1 protein-coding gene is annotated in these 20,023 nt (G+C 67.0%); it reads left to right on the forward strand.

Annotation, left to right across the window (positions count from 1 at the left end):
• Positions 1–2,192 precede the first annotated feature (2,192 nt).
• Complete coding sequence (locus tag OCT49_RS38635) at positions 2,193–2,492, forward strand: hypothetical protein (RefSeq protein WP_283856865.1); 300 nt, start codon at positions 2,193–2,195, stop codon at positions 2,490–2,492.
• Positions 2,493–20,023 lie beyond the last annotated feature (17,531 nt).

A 20,023-nucleotide genomic window follows, 5' to 3' on the forward strand; every position in this document is an offset into this window, starting at 1 on the left:
TGGGCTGCGCCTCCGGCCGGCGACTTCGCTCGCTCTGCTGTTCGCTGGTTCTCTGCCGTCGTGATGTCGCTCGGCGTTGACTGCCGGCATTCTGTTCAGGCGCGCTCCGCTGAAGCTGCGGCTCCTCGCCGGGCAGGAGTATGTTCGCGAGCAGCTGCTCTCGTGTAATACTTCGCTTCGGCCTGGACAATGGCGATACAACCCTTCCTGTCTTTCGCGGCCTGAATATTGGCTCGAGGTCTGGTGATCTGGCGATCAGATGTGATAGTCGGTGGGTACCCGCTCAGGCAGGAGGAGTTGATGGGGAGGTCCACGGCTCGATGGGTGAGCCGGGAGAGAGCCAGATGTTGCTGCCGAAGTCATTCCGGCGGCGGCGGGCCACGGCTGCGATGCGAGGCGGCGATGTCGTCTTCATCGTGTCCAACCCGAGGCCAGACCGATCTGTGCGATTCAGGCGATTCTGGCTCGGCGAGGCCGCGCTATACCAGCCCGTGCGCCGTGGCAGGTTCCCTGGCGCCGATGTCGCCGCTGTGGAATACGGCCGGTGCCTCGGCCTGGCAGACTGATCAGAAATGTCCGCGCTCGTGGAAATCCGCTTCGCCAGCCGCTTCGGGTTCCGCTCGCCTCGTCCGCCCGTCTACATCGAGATCTCGATGGTCGACACCCCAGCTCGGGATCTGTAGATCTGCTGACCGGGCGGCCGCCGGCATTGGCGCGTGCGTGGCGCAACTGCCGGACGCTGGCGGCCATCGAGGCCGGCGGCGGCGACTGGTTCGCAAATCGCGGCACATGCGCGACAACGAGCTGTCGACGGCGCAGATCGCAGGACGGCATATGACAAACCTGTGCTCGGTGCTGGGCCCTGGAGGCGCCGGGGAACATCTTCCCACCGTGAGACTGGCCGCCAGCGCCGGCGTGCGAATACCGGGATCTGCCGGGCAGCAGATTCACCGCTGGGCCGATGCCATGCCGCGGCGCTCGCCGAACCGGTCCGCCTTCTCGGCCGACCCGCGCGCCCGGAATCATTACCACCGGCTCTCGGACCGGCGCGGCCACCGTGGGTCTCGACGGCTGTCGCCCCGTCTCGTCTGAGCAATCATCGCCGGGACGATCCCGCGAGCCCGGCCGAAGCGAGCAAGCCGGCGTCAGGCCTCGCACCCCGGACCTGCGGCTGCTGAAGAGGACCCCGTACGATCGAGGCCGACCTGGGCCTGAGCAGGTGTGCGCCGCCGGGCGCGCCGATCCACTCCTCGGGGGCGCGGGCAGCATGCAAATGTGCTTCTCCAGCGCCCTGCCGTTCGGCCGGCTATCCGAGTCGAACTCGTCGTCCGCGGAGCGAGACAGCCGCTGTCGGCGGCCATCCCCCAGTTCTACCGCGCGGCCCGCATTTGCCACTCCGCGGAACCTGTTGTCCTGCGCCAGCCATCGGCTGTGTGGCGACCCTCTGCCACGCTGGGCGCGGCCGGACAGTGCGCAGCCGGGTACAGCCCGCTACACTGCCACCCTCCGGCTCCGCAGGCGCTTGCCTGGAAGCACTGCCGCAGCGCCAGGACGAGCTGGACGACATCCGCCACTCGCCGCCCGCGCCGGATCTCTACCACAGCTTGTTGAGCTCAGCTCAGCAGGCCCGTGGGCGCCGACCTCCTGCGCGGGTCGGCGGTCGCCAGCGGCTGCCCGCACGCCTGCCGGCCTTCGATTCTGAGCAGCTCCTCGACCTGCGCTTCGCGGCGATCAGATAGCCCGCACAGAACGCGGACGTATCGCGACTGGATTCTCATGCCCGCTCCCGGGTGATCGTCTGCGCTCGCTGCGGATCTCGAAGAGGGAGAGCTGGTGTCCCGAGGATGCACGTACAGCGGGGACCGTAACCGGCGTCGGTGTAGCTGGCCAGATCGAGGTTTCGGCCGATGGCCTGCGGGCAGTGCCGATCGTGGATCAGCCCGACGCCTTCGGATCTTCTCTCCCGACGAGCGACCTCCTCCTTGACGGATGCGACGCCGCCGTCTTTCCCATCGCAGGAGGCGTCTACCGCCGGCTGCCCGGCGCTCAGCAGGCCGCGGGCGCCCCGAACCAGGCGATGTATTGGCGAGACTTACCCCGTCGATCGTTTGATCGGCGACCAGTGCTGACTGGGCAGTGCCGGCCGTAACTGTGTGATGTGGGCGTCGGTATGCGAACGAAGGTGTCACATCGTGAGCGCGGAGCTGATGTTGCTGGGCCTCGATGAGCAGACGGCGCGGACCCGGCGCTACCAGGGCATCATTTACCTGGAACTTGTCGCTGTCCGCGAGCCTATGCTCAGGTGGAAACCGCGGCTGGGCGCAGGTGGGGCAGGGGCGGCGATCGGCCGGACGGAAAACGGACCTCGACAGGCAGTACTGGAACGCCGCTCGGCCCGCCTGCTGACGGTGATCACCCTCGGCATCGACAGAGCGTCCCGCAATCCAGGCCCGTCGGCCGGCAGCGATGTTCCAGCGACCATCAGCCGGTGATTCTGGCAGTCTTCCCCACGGCCGCGATAGATCCGGCATCAGTAATTGTCATCAGGCAGACAGTCCCGACAACAGCGTCAGCTCCGGGACTGTCCCGCGGTGGCGCGCTTGCGATTAGTGATCAGGTTCGGCGTCTGCGGCTCGCGGGTCGATCAGGTGAGACCTTATCGACTCCCGCAGGTGTCGGTTGACAGCTCGAAATAGGGAGTGACCGGCAGCGCGAGCGATGGGTCGCCGCCTGCCGTGAAGTGCTGGACCCGGCCTCTGCCGAGGGCAGGAGAGACCGGCGGTGCGTCTGCGGCGGGCCACCTGGGCGCATCCGTGCGACACCGACCCCGCAAACCCGCATATCACGCTGGCGCGAGCAGCCAGGCTGGGAGTCTGGTGCTCCCGTAGACTGATCGGCTCCGCGGCCCGGAGCGGCCTGAACTGGCGTTGGCCGCGGTCTGGCCGCGATCTCCGGCCGGAGACAGCTCCGCCGACAGCATGCGACCGGCGTGTCGTGACCCGCCGTCGCTCAGCTCTCTCCCAGGAAGTGCCGTCGGCACCCGCTGCCGGCAGTCCTCCGACAACGCCAGTAGCTCCAGTCAGGCGTGGCGAATTCTGATCTGGCAGGCACCCGCTCGCGGCCGCCGTGTCCTTCGCGGAACTCGCCTTGCCAGCGCGGGCCGACCCGGTGACGAGGCCACCGGAACAGGCGTCCGCGAACATCCTCGTCGACAACTGGCTTGCTCGTCCCGCCCGGGACCGCCGAGCCCCTTCGGAACGCGGCCCATACCACGCCGTCATCGCCGAGTAGTCCTTCGATCGTATCCACGCCCACTATCCCGACAACGTCTTCTGGACCGCGGCCGATCTTGAGCCGTACTGTCGACAACGGCCTCAGATGATCCGATGTTCTGCAAATGACTGCTTCTGGGCTCCTCCGACACGTCCTGATGTCGCCCGCGAGTATTTACGGCCTCAGTGACAATGCACCAGATCAAGATCTACACAGCCGGACAACGGAGGTGGGTGTCGCTCCTGAGATTGCGATGTCTCTCCTCACGCGGAACAGACAGCCCTACGACGGGCGGAGGAGGATCGCGGTGGGCGATCTCCGCTGTCCTCTCCGAGAATCCCGGCTCTCCGTCTGCGGGCGATCCGCGCAGTCTCAGCTATGTGTATCTGGCGAGTGTGTTGTCATCTGAATTAACAGTGGCTTGCTCTCCACTCACCTCAGCGCCATGAAAACAATATGTGCTAGATGACGTGTTCGCCTGTACATTCGCGGTATGAGTAGTTTCGTGGGCTTTCTTCGCCCCGGGCTTTCGGTGCCGGGCGGCAGCGATGTGGACACTCGCGCGCGCTCTGGCGATCCGGTGACGTCGATGTCTCCGCCAGCCGCATCCCGTGTGCGGAGTGGCTCCGGTCAGTCGGCCCGCCGGCCATGCAGGCTGGATGAAGCGTGCCGGGCAGCGCTTCGGTGCTGGCGTGGCGGGCATAGAGCCAGTGCCGGAAGGGTTGGCGGGCCGGATCTCGGGCGCTATCGGCGACGGCCGACAGGATTCGCGGGCGGCAGACCGGTGGACTGGGCTCGCGGCGGCGCTCGCCAGCGCGCTCGACATCGCCCGTCCGGCTTCGACGTCGGACTCAACGCCCCCGCTGTCTTCCGCGGCGTGGTCAGTGCTCCCGAAACTCGAGGCGCTCTCGCGCCGGATCGACGCCCTGCGTGGACAGGCCACTGACCCGGCCCGTCCTATCAGGCTCGACCGCCGCGATCCTCGCCATCCGTAAGCCTCGCCTTCGTGCATCTCCCTGCGCCGCTACTGGAACACCTGGATACCTGCATACGGCGGCCTGCCTCCCGGGCGAGGCGCTGCGCGCGGCTAGTGCGATCCGCGCCCGGGCAGCAGCCATGCCCGGCGCCTCGGGAAAGGTGACAGGCGTGCGCGAGCGGCGTCCGCCGTGTCTCTGGCAGGAAGGTGTGCAGCCGCAGGCCGAACCCGTGGATGCCTGTCTACCCGCCTGCTGGCCTGGAGTTTCAGCTCCGTGCCGGTGAATGCCTGGTACCTTCGAAGGACATCGGCCGTTCCGCACTACCGGCGACTCCTGCGGCGTGATGTGTGGCTCATGCCGGGCGTGATCGCCGGGCGTCCCGCGGAAGGCAGGGCAGCTCACTGGACGGCCTTCAGCATGGCCCAGCACAACACCTTGACCTCCCCCTCCCCGTACCGCGGCCGCCGGCCGCAACGATCGAGGCTTCAGCGGAGGGCGCTGCGAGGACTACATAAGCCCGGCGGCTGACCCGCGACGTGATCTCGACGTTGTTGCCTGTGGCGTCCCGTACTGTCTCGCCCCGATCTCCCCGGATAGAGTGCCAGCCGCACCCCGCCAGCGGCTGGCCGACCGCCGTCTGCCGCCTGGCCGACCTCACCACCCCAGCGCGTCCTGCGCCGTCCGCTCTGGGTCATCGACCCCGCCAGACCCCCTGGCGACCCGGGCCGCGGGCATGACCCTGAAACACCGGCTATGCAGTCGAGCCCTTCGTCAGAGAATTTATTCGACTATTGCTCCCGCCTGCGCGAGGCTCGATCCGCTCCGCCATCCCGCACCGCTGATGACAAACTCCGGCAGCCGGTGGATCTGCGCGACTGCTCAACCGCACTGGCGCGCCTGCGCCGCCCTGGCAGTACGAACCAGCCCGGACCTGTACTGACCGGCTGTCGGCTGGCCGTCGCCCGCATTCGACCTCGAGCAGCTGCGCCGTACCTGGCCTACATCGGCGACCGGTGTGAACCGCTCGCCCGGCGAGCAGGCCGGCGGTCTGGCATCGCCGACCAGCGCAGTGGAGCTGCTGGCGGCGCAGCGCCGCGACGCATATCAGGCCATCGGCCGACCACCGAGATGGCGTCTACTACCGCGGGCCAGGCCCAGCTTGCGACCTCGGCGCAGTCGCACCGAGTGGTGACCGGCGGCGGCGACGGCACCGGCCGGCCCGGCCAGGCCTGTACCTCGACGGGGCGCTTCCCCGCCGCTGGCCGCTGCCCGAGACCTCGTACGGCGGCCGTCCTCACCGCGTCATGTGGTAGTCCCGGGGCGACGCCAACCAGGCTGCCGCATACCGAACGTATACGGCACCGGGCGCGACGGTGACCGGGCGGTTCATCTGTTCTCCCACCAGGCGACTGACTCGAGGGCATCGCCCCGGCGGCTCTTGCCTGACCTCGCGCGTGCGCGGGCTCACCCCGGTTCCCGCCAGGCAAGCCGCCGCGGCCGGCACATCGCCCTCCAGCCCACCTCGCCGAGTGCTACCACGCCGTCAGGCGGCCACGCCGGCGCCGCGATCTCCCCGGCGCTGCGGTCTCGCGACCCTCTGCGTCTGCGCGACATCTCGGTCGCGGCCGGCAGGACTCCGGAAGCCCGAGCTGTGGACGAGCGGCGCCCGCTCGAGGTGGCGGGCCTGTCGTCTCCCTGCGCGGCGGCCGCTTCCGCAGCTGGGCCCGCTCGAACGCCCCACGACCCCGTACGAGGAAAGGGGCCGCCGGTCGGGCGACCAAGCGGCATCTGCGGGCAGCAGGCGATCCTTGTATGATTCCGCTCGTGTACTTCTGCTGCGCCGACGATCGAAAACCGACAAACCGCACTGACTATTCTCGTCCCGAAAGGAAGGGGGCCTGCTTCACCACTGGCTCGAAGGGCGTAAACAGGCGTCCCAGAACGGGTGCCCGCGCTGGCTCCAGCGGTGGGGCGCGGCCGCCTGTGCGACCGATGCAGCCGTTCACGCTATACGGCCCTCATGCTCAAGCAGCTCGCCCGCTGCGGGCGGGGTTCTGGCCGACCTGCTAAGTGAACTACCTCAATGGGCCTGGTGGACGCCCGTCATGATCATGTTCGGCGTCGAGCTCGACGCAGGCATGACCAGTGCCAGGGCATGGTGACATCGCGCCAAACCTCCGCGACGCCCACGCGAGCGCGACCGCCGGCCACTGGAAGATCCGTCATGCGGGACGCTGAATGCAGCCGGTTCGTCGGGCCGACCTGGTCGGCCGCCTTCGGCGCTGAAGCAACCTGGATCTGGCCGAGATGACTTCGGTCGGCCTCATGTCAGCGTCTGACGGATCATCGTACCAGCTCTAGGCGCGAGGCACCCCGGCGAGGCGGGGCCACGAAGCAAGTCTCAATCCCGGGCCTGGGACCGTACGAGAACAGCAGAGAAAATTGGCAAAACGACCGAGCCTGAGCTGGCAGGTCAGACGCTGCGGTCGCATCATCAACCGCGATTCCATTGCCGTCCTCAACGGCCGGCCTCGCTCCAGGCCTCCATGCGCTGCGCCGAGGCCCTGGAACAGGCGTCGAAGGGACCTCGGCAGTTCACCCGCCGCTGCCTCCGCCGCGCTGCAGGACGGCTGTTCTGAAGCCGCTCCGAACGAAGTCACTGGGCAACCTGACTGTCCGCCTCTCTCCTGCGCGTAACGAACAGCGTCGGGCATCCTGGCCCCTGATGCTCCACTACATTTCCTGAGGAGACAGACATGCGACGTCATCAGGTCGGTCCGAGGTTCGCCGAGGATCCGACCGGGAGGCACTGCGGATCAGACGCGCCGGGTGGCGGCCCGAGCGGTAGTCGCGTCCTGCAGGTGAAGAGTCGGCCTCGCGGCGCGATCGTGGCGTGCGACCCGGCGCGAAGTGTCGTCTGGTCGCCGGAGCTGGCGCGAGGGTGGAGTGTTCCCAGTGTTGGTGGAGAGACCAGGTCAGCGTCGCAGACGCCGCCCTGCAGCGATGTCCTCGGCCTCGATGTCGTGCTCCACGCCCAGGCCTGGCCTCTCAGATCTCCGGCGAGCAACAGTCCGGTGCGCGCGCGTCTCGCCAGTTGTCCCACGCGTGCCCGGTGATGCGGGGACCCGCCGGTGAGCCGGAGCGAGCTGGTGGAACGGCGATCGCCGGCTGGGCCTGACCCTGCTGTGATCGGCTTTTCACAACCCTCTGCGCCCCGAACCGGTGCATCGGCGGGGCGTGCCGTGTCTCCCTCGGGACCCGGCCCGTTAACCGTCGCGATGGGCAATCTCATCTGTCGGTGGGGTCGCCGTCCAGGCGGTGACTCTCCAGCCTAGTGGCTGCCGACGGGATCAAATCTCGTCGGGATCGTGTCTGTGCAGCTGAGGCGGGGCCCGTCGGTCGTCGTCCAGTAGACGTCTAGCCCGTCTCGGAGTGCGCGATCAGCGCCGCGACAGCGCCAGTCAGAGGTGATTCCGTGTCATGCCTCGCGTACAGAGTGAGGAGTTGCGGCCGTGGCCCGTCTTCCGGGTCCGGTCGGGGCCAGGCGCCGATGCGGTGGTTGCAGGGCTTTGTGGCGGGCGTCTCCTCGGCGGTGGTCCGCCGCGATCGGGAATCGGCTGTGCCATGGCCGAACGCCGCTCTGCCGCGACGGCGGCGCGATACGACCCCGATTCCTCCCGCGGGTCCGAACGGCCCGCGGGTGTGAGGGCGCTCCCTGGCCGCCCGACCTCGAGCTCGCTCGCCGGCAATGCGCGCCCGCGTGCTCGACCACTCTTCTGCGGCACGGATCCCGGCTTCTCATTGGGGGCGGCCCGCCGCTGGCGAACCAGCCTGCCAGGCGGCGCCGCAGGTGTGGACCGTCCTGAGGTGGTGATCGGTTCCGCATCAGCTCCGGAAGCATTCCGACGCCGCTGTGCGGTGGTGCTGACTGATCTCGATGGTGCCATTGTCTAACGAGCAGCGACTCTGCTCGTCCGTCAGTAACGACGGCAGCCAGCCGCCCATGTTTGTGCTTGTACTCCTCCCCGGCCGGCCGGTTCTTGCCAACCTCCACGGACCAGGCGAATACGCTGGCGCGGCAACTCCGCGGTGGCGCGCGGCGGGCAGCGCGGGATCATCGAGAAGAGGTTTCAGCCATGCCTGAATGATATGCGTGTTCGGTACCACAGTCGAGGCAGGCCGCAGGCGCAGCCGTCGTGCCACGCCCCGCCGTCAGCCTCTCGCCAGCCTCGCCGCGCTCATCCGCGACTCCGCCTGGATCGGCGATTACCACGATGTTTGGGCCTCCCCTCGCGCGGTCCCCCGCGGCGCCGTCTGCGGAGCGCGCGCGACCGGCGCGCGCCCATACCGCTCTCCCTGCCTGTGAACCTGCCTGCCGCCGGTGTACGGCGTCCTGTTCACCACCACGATCGCTGTGCCCCAGACCAATGTAACTCGCAGCCGGGGTATCCCTACAGGGATCCCGCTCCCAGGAGGGTCTGCATATGATAAGAGCTGGACACGCCCCGCAGATCGACCGCGCAGCTCCGCGGCGCTGATCCGGACCTTCCCCGCCCATCCAATCAGTGATCGCCGAATCCGGCGAGTCGATATTTCAAATCTCACCAGATCAGAATAATACCAGGCACGAACAGCCTGAGCGTGACAAATCAGCACAGAGGCTGTAACGAACGCGCCCTGATTCGGCGTAAATGTCCTGTACTGTCTGTCGTTGCATCGGTGAACCCGTGACGAAGCTAGATGCTGGACATCCGGTGCCATATTGCCGTTATCTGGGATTTCTTCCTGAATACTGTCCTTGCGGTCGAGCGCTCGCCGCTCGAGACGTCGAAGGTATCGGGACTCGATCTTCGTCTCGATCCGATAACTCATGCGACATGTGCAGCACCCCCCGACCGATTTCAGTGCGCGAAGGTGAGCCGCGGTGTCGTAGTTGTGCCGTGTCGAGAGCCCGCGTCGGCCGTTGGCTGCGGTGTCTGCTCGGCCTTCACCGGTACTCGATGCCGGCAGATGGTTGCCGCGACCGGTACCCCGGACGGCCGTCCGCCGCATCGAACCTCGGAATCTGTTGTGAGGGCTTCCGTCGCCGGACAGTGGCAGATCGCCACACCCACGCCGATCGTCCTGGACCCCGCCGGATGGCGAGAGCGCGACCCAGCCCGATCCGCCATGTCAATCCTTGACGGCCATCTGGTACCGGCGTGGCTGCCCTGGTTCGTCGCCGAAAGATCTGTTTCAGACCTGCCTGGTACTCCGGCGGTGAAGCACGCTTCGGCTGCCAGTTGCGACCGAGGCTGTCGCTTCCCGTCGGGATAGGCCGCAGTCCGCATTCACCTTTGTCTAGACGGTACCGCCGCGTGCCGCGCAGCGTGAACCTGAGCGGGCTCGACGTTCGCCAATGGCAGTTCTATTGCATTTCATCGGAGTGAAGACGCCTGGTCATCAGGATGATCGCTGCCCAGGTGATGAGAACCAGTGAGCGGGCGTTCGACAGTCTGCGCATCACCGGCGACTTGGCGTCGGGTGGCGATAGTCCGGAGGTGAGCTTCGACTGATCGGTAGTTGGGTGCTTTCGCCCGAACGCGGCCGTAGATCGCGGGTTGTCGATGATCTCCGGGTAGATGAGGCGAAGTCGGAGGAAAATTTCCGCTGGCTTACGTCGCGGACGCTGAGGAGGCGGGGGTGACCGAGGCCGCAGTCATTCCGGCGGCAGCCGTTGCGGCCGTTGTGCTGCCGCGTCGCCAGCGCCGCGTGTCGCCCGAGACGATGGCCTTCACTTGACGAAGTCGGCCGTGGCGGCAACTCTCCGCTGGCTTCACGGCAGTGCGTGAGATCGATGAGTCGAGATCGGGGTGACGTCCCAGCGGCGTGAGGCCATGAACTACCAGACCAAATCGCCAAGGCAGAAGAGCACGGCCGGTGTCGACATGGCGGATCCTCCTCGCCTCGGATCTTTCTGGGCGCCCTCCGATGACGGTGTCTGCAGGCCGGTTCGAGCGTCGGCTGTCGGTGGGGATGGCGGCGGCGATCATGACAGGTGCCTCCAGGGGCGTGGAGTGCGGGGGGGCCGCCGTCGGCTACCAGCGTGGAGGCAGGTTGACGGTCGTTCGGGTGAACTGCTGCCGGCGATGAACCGGCGGAACTGGGTCGGCGCCTCGCCCGCCGCCTGCCGTTCGTACTCCAGCGGCCGTCTACCATCGCGCGTAGACCGAGATTCCGCAAGATCCTTCCAGCGCGCGGCGACGAGCGGTGCCCGTGGCCCTGACCGCTGTGTCCAGCCCCGGCGCAGGCGACCTCGAAAGAGGACTACAATGGGCGATATCCGCGTGGCAGAGTCTGGCGGCCATGGGCGCGAGGCGCGGCACTACTCGCCCACGGCGCATGGCCGCCCGCTCGGCGTCTCGACACGCGCGTCGCCGCGTCTCAGTCAGTCCAGCGTGGCGACGTGCTGATGCGTTGTACCTCTCCGTCCTCGGACAGATCCGGCATTCGCGCAGGCCAGCGCAGCCCGGCGGCCGCGCGACTGCAAGCCCGTGGCAGACGGTGACCAGGTCGAGCTCCACTGCTCCGGTCAATGTTGCAGACCACCGAGCGATAGACTTATTGTCTCGAAATGCTCTGTCAGGGGCGTTCGTTCTTGGTATGGTGGAAAACAGACGTGATCGTCGCTCATCGCCTTGACGCGGATGTCCGCCGCGTGGGAATTCGTCGCCGCCGTGTGGCGGCGTGAGCGCCGTCGCAGTGGCTCTCCCACCGCCCGGGCCTGCCGGGGCCGACAGGTACCGTCACCTCCAGCTGTTTCGAGGCTACGCTGTCTGCCACGTGCGTGTCGTCCGAAATGAGAGTGGCTGGCGTCTCTCCTGGGAGCTATGGGGCCCTGCCCGCAACGGGCGTGGGCGGCGTCCGGCACCCATGAGTTTGCCACTTTCAGGCCGGGAGTGAGGATGACAACCGGTTCCGCCTCCTCGTCCTCGATGAAAACCAGCGTCATTGGGCGAGTGAAGGACTAGGCGGTGACAGTCGGTAGTATCCGCGGATCCGGCCTCGCCGACTCACGCCGTGCTGTTTCAGGCCCGATAATGTTGTCACCGATCGCCGGCACTCCGGATCGTCAGCACCACCATCGGCTCGTCTCAGGGCGCGATCCCCGACCGTCGCGGTCGACCACGTCATATCTGGCGGCGGCCTTCGTTATCGCCGGCATGTCTTGCCAACCGGCGCGGCCTCTGAGATGGATTGGTCCTCGCTGCGGAGTCGGACAAGTAGAAGATCTGAAAATGAGACAGTGAGTGCAAGTATTCGCCACCTGTCCTGTTCCGAGGAGTCCCAGCGCTCTTCGCGGCTGCCAGGCAACGCGCGCACTTCGGCGATAGTACCCGCGCGCTCGACCCGATGGCCGACCGCTCGATGAGGCGCGTCTCGGTCGCCCTCACCCGGACCGCCGGCGCCGACGCAGCCGCCGCTGCCTGGAACACGCCGCCGAGCCGGAACACCGCCCGGACGGCCGGCCTCAGCCGATTCGCCACGACCTGCGCACCCTGCCGCGGCCCGCCAGCGCCACTCAACCACCGCGCCGGCGTGAGGCCTCGACCGAAGTCGAACGGTTCACAGGCCGGCGATCTCGGTAGTATCAATTCCTGAAGGCTAGTCTGGCGATCTTCGGCCCTCGTGCCGGGCCAGGCCATCGGCTTCTGACGCCCGGCCAGGCCATCGGCGGCCCCGGACGTAGGCATCAGATGTGCAGACCGATCTGGTGATGAACCAGTACCTGGTGGTAGTGCCGGTGGTGAGGGCTGCAGGCCAAGTGCGGATCTCGATCGAACTACCACAGCTGCTGACCTTGCGTGGGCATGGTGGGCTGCTCGAGGCACTCGCGGCGTGTTCAGCCGCTGCTCGTCATCCGCTGTGTAGGCCATCGGAACTGCCGCTCGGAACCGCACGCCAGTGCGTCGTGGCGCGTGCGTCGACGCCGGGCGACCTGCGTGCCACTCCCAGCGGCGTCGGCCGCGGCGATGTCCGATCCGTAGCCAGTGATCGTCATGCTCCGAGCTCCGTCGCGTCGGAGAACCAGCGTTGTGGACAGGCTGCCGGGCAGCGGCTGTCTCGTCAGCCCTCGCCCAGATCAGCCTGTCGGCGTGATTACGAAGGCCTGCCGGGCCGGGCATCGCAGATCCGCCCGTCCAATTGCTCCGCCGCGTCGGCGATCCACCCCGGCCTCGAGCCTTCGCAGCCTGTGCCCGAACTGGGATTGCCGGCATGCGGGCCGTCTCGTGTCTGCCGTCTGGCGCGGGCCGCGCGATTCCCATAGCTATTTATTCTGTCGAGGGTGGGCGTGCGTTTCGCTCGCGCTGAAATCAACATCAGCATCAGGTACGTATCAGATTGAACGACCAAGAGGATAGATGCGGCCGCTGAACGATTATCCACAACCGAGTTATCCACAGAATTTAAGTACCGGCACCAGCATGCGACCACGGCGCCATGAACCCTCGCGACCGCGCATGCGCCGCGCCACCCAGCGCCCGCTCTTACGCACTTAGCGGCCCGACACAGCATCATGGATGTTACGCCGGCAGGTTTCTGCCGGCAGACAAATAAAAGTCATGTACCGGCTCCGTCTATTTCGACCCGATCTGCCTCGTCGCCAGTAAGCCGTCGCGGCCAGACGCACCACACCATGCATATCCAGCATCTGACCCGCCAGCCAGTCTGGTCGCAGTCCAGCGCCGATAATATCGCGACACGGATCATTACCTTTTTTCCACGCGCATTGCCGCGCGCCGACGCGTACCACTCCTGACACCTGACCAGCACTCAGTATCGACAGCTTCCAGCGACGAACCGAACTGAGCACCACGCAGCGGCCCGCGTATCACCGACCCGCCGCGAACCTGTGGTTTTGAGGCGGCGGATTGTCTCCGCGGCGTAACAAAAGAGAATGTCCGCCTGTATTCGTAGTTAGCGATCCCAGTGCCCGGCTACTTAGTGTCATGGCACCCAGAATTGGCCGCGCCGTGTTATTTCGTCCAGTGCGTTTCATGGGCTCGTCTCATCTGCCGCAGGTGCGGTTTCGCCGTGCCGAATGTGACAGATCGGAAGATCCCGACGAACGGCCGAACTACCGTCAGCGCGAGCCCTGATAATGATTCTCCCTAAAGAGGAGCCATGTCAACGATCTTGTTGTGCCGGTGATGTGCCGTGAGGACGCTATCTGGGCGCAGGCGGCTGTTCATCGGTTTCAACGAAGGTGCGGGCGATCGCCTCGCCGAGTGAACTGCTGGGAGTCAGGCCTCTGTTGGCGCGGGTATGCCATCTTCGTCGTTGGCTGTTGTCTGGCTGTTGATGGCGATATGACATTTTTAAATCGATCATCATCAATTTCAAACATGGAAATCCAGTTATTCTGTTGACATACGTGACCATCTGCGTAAATCTGATCGCCAACATTAATCTTAGGCGGTGAGACCAACAGATCGTCATCTGGATCATCCTTCTCTGGAAGTATCGCTCTTCTTGACCAGGCCGCTGCATATCACGCTCTGCAGTGACCATTCAGATCGTGCGACGTGTTTACTGGCCGCCCCTACTATCCACGTGGCTGAAGTGACGTCTCGGTACTTGGCTGTCCGTGGTCAGCTCGGTGTTCGTCGGCGCCTTTATTCAAGGGGCGAGTATTGCGTCGGCTGCAGTTGTCGACCGGCCCTTCATTTTGAGTCGCGTTGAGCGCCCGACGTGCGTCTCGCCCTGCCGCCATGCGCGGCCTGTGATTATAAGCTGACGACTGGGCGTATTCTGCGTCGATCTTGGCCATCGATCTTCCGTCTGCTGGTATGGTGCGTGATCGCGGACATCCCCTCTCACAGCGATCACCGACACCTCGTTGTACGGCTCAGCTGCCGGATCTAATCGCCAAGTGTCTTCGGGCATCTAGCGGATCTGTTTCCTTGAAGACATCGCTAGCCGCAGGGATCGCGGCGTGGACCGCTGGGTCTTCCAGCTCGGGCCGCTCCGAGCTTCGCCGTCTGGCTGCCGTGCTTACACGCCAGTAGTGACGACCTGCGCGTCCCCTGGGCAGCCGGTGTCGCCACCTGCCAGCTGCGCGCCCGTGGCGAATGCCGGACGACCTGCGCAATCGAAATCGCGAGGGGTCAATCACGTCTGTGTCCGGCGACCAGCGCGATGCTGGCCCGTACCTCGGCCTCCGCTGGGCCCCCGCCTGTGTCTGCCCGGATGACACCGCAACCTCCAGCGGCTCCGATGACCGCTGGCCGGCGTCCAACGCCGGCCCGAACCAGGCATGTGCCGTCGGCGACAAATAATCCGGCGGAACGCCGCTGGCATCGCCGATCGGCGATGGAGAAGGAGTGGACCGGCCCCGCCGGAGCCGAGCCACGGCCATGGCCGTTACGTCCCTGCGCCCGCGCCCGATCCCAGTGCCCGCCGCCACCGCTGCGCGGACTGGACGATCACCTGAAGTGACTGCGCGGCCGCTGCGCCCACATGTCATCGAGCCGTCGAGCGGATCCACCCGCACCTTGAGTCGTCGCTCCAGCCTTCACCCCGATCTACGACGCGATATGGCCGGCGTCTCTGGTACAACTGCCGCCAGCACCCTGGCCCGCGCCGCCGATGCACGACCGGTGGGGTGGCTTGCGCCCTGACCTGAGCGAAACGCGCGCGTCTTCTACGATGGGACCGCGTGACGCTTACTCCCCACACTATCCTTGCGCGCTAGGCGCCGTCGGCCTCGGCGCTCCTCTCGTCAGGTGTCGGCGATCAGCCTGGTCGTCAGCGGCGACGGCTCGGTGCGGCGGACGACCGCCCATGTCTGCGCCGTGCTGTTCGAGCGCAGGTGTATCGACGGTATCGTGCGACTGGCTCAGTCGTAGCAACACCACCTGGGTGGCCGTCATTTTGACCACCTTGCCGTGACCACCCTCCTGTGCTCGCGTCGCGGCCCTATGTTCGGTTCCACTCGGCCACGATGAGCCGGGCCACGTCGCCGGGCGAGACACCCGGCGCGACGCCGTGGCGACCGGACGTGTATGCGCGCCATGACCAGGCAACCTGGGGTATCGCCGTCCATGGCCCGCGGCTGGCTATGATATCTCGGCAAGTGGGACACGCCCGCGTGGCCTGGCGACTCCGCCCGTGCTGCACTAACCCTCGGGGCTGGTGCGCTGGCCGCAGGTTCCACCGTGCCGTGCCAGAGCTACCGGCGCCACCGCCGGAGGCGGCAGGATATAAGCGCCTCGGCGCGGCCCCCTATGGCCTTAACCCCGCCCGCGCGTCGGGAGCCCTCCCGCCGGAACTCATCGGCAAGTGGCCGGTGACGCCGGCGTGCGAGAGACCAGTGCTCATCAGCTCGTTGACCGCCCGCAGGCAGTGACTGAAAGCCCAGGCAGCCGATCGGACTACGCAGACCCATGGCCCCAGCATCGTCTTCTCAGATTGTGAGCAATTGGGGCCCGCTACATGAGGCGCGCCTCGAAGGCCAACAGGCGGCAGCGGGACATCTCCAAAGGCAGGGCGGCGAGGCCGAGAGCCGCCGCGGCGGTCCGCCTCTGTGCGACCCGGCACAACTGACAGCTGCGCGTCCCGCGGGACCGCGATACCCACGCCCGGACGGCCCGCCATCCCGGCGGAGACCGCGAGCCGTGCCGTCTCTCACCCGGCCCGCCCCTCGCCCCGCCTTCTTCACCAGGCGGGTCCCATGGCTGACGACCCGCTACATGCACGCCCCACCGCATCTGGCGCCGCCCTGCCAGCCCTCCGAGCGCTTGGACCTGCCGGCGGTTCGCCGACTCCGGCCGCCCTCGCATTTCCGCGCTCCTGGAGTCGGCCCTCCTCCCGCCCCATAGGCCCGTTGCGAAAGTCTGGCCCTCTCACTCTCTCGGCAAACTCGCCCGCTAACAGCTGTCCTTTCACAGTTTTGACAATCATCGAAGAACAAATGAGCGCTCTTCTCTTTCCGTGACGGTGGCCGCGCCGACGACCGTCTGCCGCGACCGAAAAATTCTGGCTCGCGAAGCCGAGCAGCCTGTGGTCTGCGGGTCGCGAAGTCATCCTCGCCCTTGTACCGGCGCGCCGCGACCTTCTGCTCGGCGATGACCGCCCACGAGCGGACCGCCGTGCCAGTATCCAGATCGGCGCCAGGCCCTGGCAACCTGGCGCCGAGAAGGCGGGCAGCGGACGACACCAGACAGGAGGTGTCATGATCAGCGGCAGCTTCGCCGAACGAGCCGCCTTACCTGCGCCCCTTCCGGGGCGTGGCCGAACCGAGTACAGCGGCGTCTCCTGCCTTCGCCCATCGTCGCCGGGCGCTGAAGGTCCGTCACGGGACCGACTTCCCGCCTGAGCGGGCGCGGCGCAGCATTCTGGAGGAAGGAGTACCAGGAAGACCCGCAGCCTCGTTGCGGCCGATATCGCGCGCTCACCAGCTCGCGCCGCCACCCGAGCACCTTCGGCCGGGCTCTTGCGTGGACCGGGCCTTCGCCCTGGCACCGCCCGCTCGGCGCCGCGTGTCCGGGCTGTTTCCGCGCAGAACCAGGCTGAGCGGTTGGCTCAGGCGCAGCCAGTGCGGCAGCGACCTCTCCCACTACCGGGACGCGTACGCAGCTGTCTCGACCCGCCGCAACTGGGTGATCGGCGACTCCGATGCCGGGCAGCTGGCGAAGGCTGCTCGTGCGTCTCAGCGTGACGCCATCTTCTTCATGACGGCGCTCTGTTCCGCCCATTTTCATTCGGCAGAGATTCAGCATGGAACGCGAAAGGCCGATCCACGGAGCAGGCCTGACCAGGGCCGAGTGTGCTGGGCTGCAGCCATCCCGTGCTCGTCGTCCGAGGCCGCGGTACTATACGAGCAATGCCGGGCCTCCGCCCTCTGAGTCCGCGACGGCGCTCCAGGGCGCGGCGGCTGAGCGCCCGCCCGTCTGGCCCTCGTCCTGTTTTCAGGCCGACCCTCCTGCGGAGTCCTCGCCCCCGGCGGTTATCTGGAAGCGCTGCCCAGTGGCTCCGCCGGCGCGATGGATCGCCCGCGCAGGTTACGGCAGGCCGTCATCTGACCTGGCGTAATGCGCGGAGGACATCGGACATCCACCACGCACGCGCATCATTGCAGAATTATTTGTTTTCACAAAAACTGCGATTGCGGAAAACCGCAAAGCGGATCCTCATCTCGTGACTGGCCCGCTGGTGTCGGTGACGACGACCGCCCGGGACCGGCTGGTGACCATCCAGCCGCGAGCATGTTCGACGATGCGGACATGCATCACCGCGATCTTCGCCCGGCTGCCGCAACCGCTGCGTCCGACAGGCACCACCGCGCCGTCCTCGCGCCGTCCGGCGAGACCGGGACCGTTCGGGACACCGGCGGCACAGCTGGCGGGGCCTGTCCTGGGTCAGCCAGAGCGGGCAACGAACTGAAGACATCGCCCCGCCTTATCACGCCGTGCGACCTGTCTGAAGATGAGCGAAGCCGTCTGAACCTACCGAGGCACCGTCTGAACAGTTTGCAGATGGCTGTACCGTGACGCTGGGAACCTCGGCCGTCGCAACTACATGCCAGGCAGTGACTGTGAGCAGCCGCGTCATGCGCGCCTCGCCGGGCCTCGTCTGCCGGGCTGTAGGCGACTCCGTGACGCTGGACGGCGAGAAGCCAGGTCCGCAGGGCTCATGTGCGTCGAGACTGACACTGCCGACCAGCTCCGAACGAAGACGGACGGGGACGGTACGTCGGCGCTGGCGCGATGATGGCCGTGCTGCGGACTGGCCGTCTGCCAGGGCTCCTGCTGCGCAGTCGACAGGCGGCGGCCGCAGGCCGTCGAGCCAGACCGCGCTCGCAGGCGAGACAGGCAGACAGCGCTGAAGAGCCCGCCCAGGCGCCCGGCCCGCGTATGAAATCTTTGGCCAACCGTCGAGGCGTGTTCTCCTTTTCGGCCGCGATCGAGCAACGACAGAGCTGCAGGAGCGCAGCGACCGCGAGTCCGCGGCCGGCCCTGCGCGCCGCAGCGACCGCCGGGCGGCGCGAGACCGGCAGGCCAGGCGTCGGGGCTCCGGCAGACCCGCGGCGGCTGGTGGCGCGCCCGCGCTATCTACCTCCATTCCACACTGAGACCGCCGCAACGACACCCGGTACGGCGGCCTCGGATCTCCTTCTGGGAGAACCCGTGTTGCTTGTCTGTCATGTCGTCATCCCCGCCTGCGTCTGCGGCGCCTGCCGCGATGCCCGCCTGCCTTCATCCCCTGCCCATGCCATTTCTGACATCACCTGCCCCGCGCCCGCGACCTGCCGACATGACTTTGGCGGGGCGGGCCTGGCTCCACCACGACTGTACGTTCACCTGTTTGCCGTACGGGAGTCGGCGATGGTACACCACACCCGTAGCCGGCATCAGCTACGTCAGGAGCTCTCCGCAGACCCTCGCGCCCGCCGTGCCGGACTACCATACTACGCTCCGCCCCGGCCCCGCCGCGCCGCCCCGGCCCCCGCCGGCCGCGGGCTCCCATTCCCCACCGCCCCCGACCGACTACTGCCCCGCCCCGAGGCCCCGCGAGACCGGCCGCCCCGGCCATCTTAGCTCCGAGCCGCTGAGGGCGGGTCGCCTCGCGGAGTGCGCATCTTCGGGACGGCGAGACGGCGGCCTGGCCTCTCGGCTGCGCAACGTTCGCTCTGGCCAGTCCTTCTGACACGGCCTCGTCACTTCTGCTCGGCCTCTTCGGCTACATAGCTACCGGTGTGTGTCGACCGGCGCGGACACTGCTCTGGCTGACCTACGGACAACAAGCCGACCGTCTGACCGGCGCCCTCGCCCGGTGCTCCTGACTCGGCCTGACGTCTGCGCCCGCCAGGCTTCTCGCCGATCGCGCCGCCGCTGGTGACCGTACAACTGCGTGCCCGGTGCCACCCGCTCTCCCCCCGCCTTTGATCCTCTCGATCCTTTGCTGGCTCCCTGCCGCGCTGGTGCCGCGACCCACCCCGTAGACATGGCAATCCTCGGAATTCCTGATCGCCGGCAATCCCCCAGGTACGTGTCCCAGCGGGGTGTGCTGCCGCAGGGTGTGACCGCCCGCCGGGCGGTCCTGTGCTCCGCATTCCCCTCGCCCGTGGTGGCGCACCAGGCGCGAAGGGCGCCCTCAGCGAAGCCGCCATCACCCAGCCAGCTCCCGCCAGGCCGCCCGCGCCGCCACCTCGCCGGCCCTCGGCAGCGATCGCCGGGCAGGGCGAACGGCCGGCAAGCGCCCCAGTTCACGCCCACATAGACGCTCTCGCCACGATGCTCTCTGGGTATCGTCTCTTTTCTTCTTACGCTGGCTCCAACTGCGCCGCCAGGTGGCCGAAATACACTGTGTGGCGGCCGGAGCTGACCGCGGAGCGTGGCACCACCCTCATCCCCGGCCATTGAATGCCTCGGCGATTGAAATCTGCCTCCACCTGCCCTGCTCCAGTGGCCCCTCTTCCCCTGCCGGAGAGATGCGTGCTCAACCCTGCCCGCATCCCCTTGCTCAGATTCAATGAAGTCAGAAAAAGGGTGGGGCGACCTGTTTTCGCCAGTGGCGCCTGCAGCGGCCCGCAACTCCAGCGGCCCTGTCACTCGGCCATCACCCCTGATTTTCATGAGATCACCGAGCGAGACACCACGCCCGCGCGTCCGCTCTCCGCCCGTCGCGGCGCAGCATCTCACCTCCTCTGACAAATCGTCTATCTTCTCGACTGTATGGGCGACCTGCGTAAAAATCCGAGAAAAGCTCGCCAAGCAGCCAGTGTCGTGTAT

It is taken from the genome of Streptomyces sp. ML-6, assembly GCF_030116705.1.
Taxonomy (GTDB): domain Bacteria; phylum Actinomycetota; class Actinomycetes; order Streptomycetales; family Streptomycetaceae; genus Streptomyces.